1 protein-coding gene is annotated in these 1116 nt (G+C 63.1%); it reads left to right on the top strand.

Features of this window, described 5'->3' with window-relative positions:
- Positions 1-959: IS1380 family transposase (locus CVV68_RS22985; protein WP_110503287.1), on the top strand; the 959-nt coding region annotated here is incomplete at its 5' end.
- Positions 960-1116 lie beyond the last annotated feature (157 nt).

Genomic DNA, 1116 nt, shown 5'->3' with positions numbered 1-1116 from the left:
CGATCATCGAAGTCCACGGCTATCTGAAGCAGGGCTCCGGCTACGGCTATTCCAAGGTCCGGGGCCTGAATGCCGTGCTGGCGACCGCTTCCCGGGAAGACACGGCCCCGGTCATCATTGGCCAGCGCCTGCGCAAAGGGGCGGCGAACTCCGCACGCGGCGCGAACAAGTTCGTCGCCGAAGCTTTGGGCACGCTCAAACGAACCAACACGACCGGGCCGGTGGTGTGTCGTTTTGATTCGGCCTACTACGGGCATCCCGCTGTCAGTGCCGCCTTGGCCGGTGGCGCCGATGTCACGGTCACGGTGCCGATGAACAAGGCCGTCAAACGTGCCATCACAGGGATTGATGCTGATGCGTGGACGCCGATCAAGTACACCAACGCCGTTTACGACGAAGACACCGAAACGTGGGTGTCAGCCGCTGAAGTCGCGGAAATCCCCTTCACCGCGTTCATCTCCCGGAAGAAAGCCGAGCGGATCACCGGGCGCCTGGTCGTGCGCCGCATTCCCGAACTGAATCCGAAAGCCACCCCGGGGCAGCCGACACTCTTTGACACGTACCGCTTCCACTCCTTCTTCACCACCGTGGCCACGGAGAAGCTGGACGCGGTCGCAGCTGACAAAGTTCATCGCAAGCATGCCCGGATCGAGCAGGTCAACGCCGATTTGAAGGACAGCGCCCTAGCCCGCCTGCCCTCCGGGAAATTCGCCGCGAACTCGGCTTGGCTGGTGGCGGCGGTCATGGCCTACAACCTCACCCGCACCGCAGGAGTCCTCGCTGCCGGCCAGTTCGCCAAGTCGCGCACCGGCACGATCCGCACCAAGCTCATCAACGTCCCGGCCCGGATAGCCTCCAGCGCCCGACGCCAACAGTTTCACCTGCCCCAAGACTGGCCGTGGCAAACCGAGTGGGAGAACCTCTTCACCGCCACCCACGCACCACCACAAGCAGCATAAAGCCCGTCAACCCAGCCGGACCCGGCGCAACCCAAGGAACACCAAACGTGGAACACGCCGGCAGCGAGACCGGCCATCACTGCTGCCCAAAAACGCCAAGCCACCAAAAATTGAGATCCAACCGCTCACCAAACCGGATCGGTGGAATGAGGCTAAG

The sequence above is a fragment of the Arthrobacter livingstonensis genome, from assembly GCF_003219815.1.
GTDB classification, from domain to species: domain Bacteria; phylum Actinomycetota; class Actinomycetes; order Actinomycetales; family Micrococcaceae; genus Specibacter; species Specibacter livingstonensis.
The sequence above is the reverse complement of the archived record's forward strand: the minus strand, read 5'-3'. Positions and strand labels throughout refer to the sequence as shown.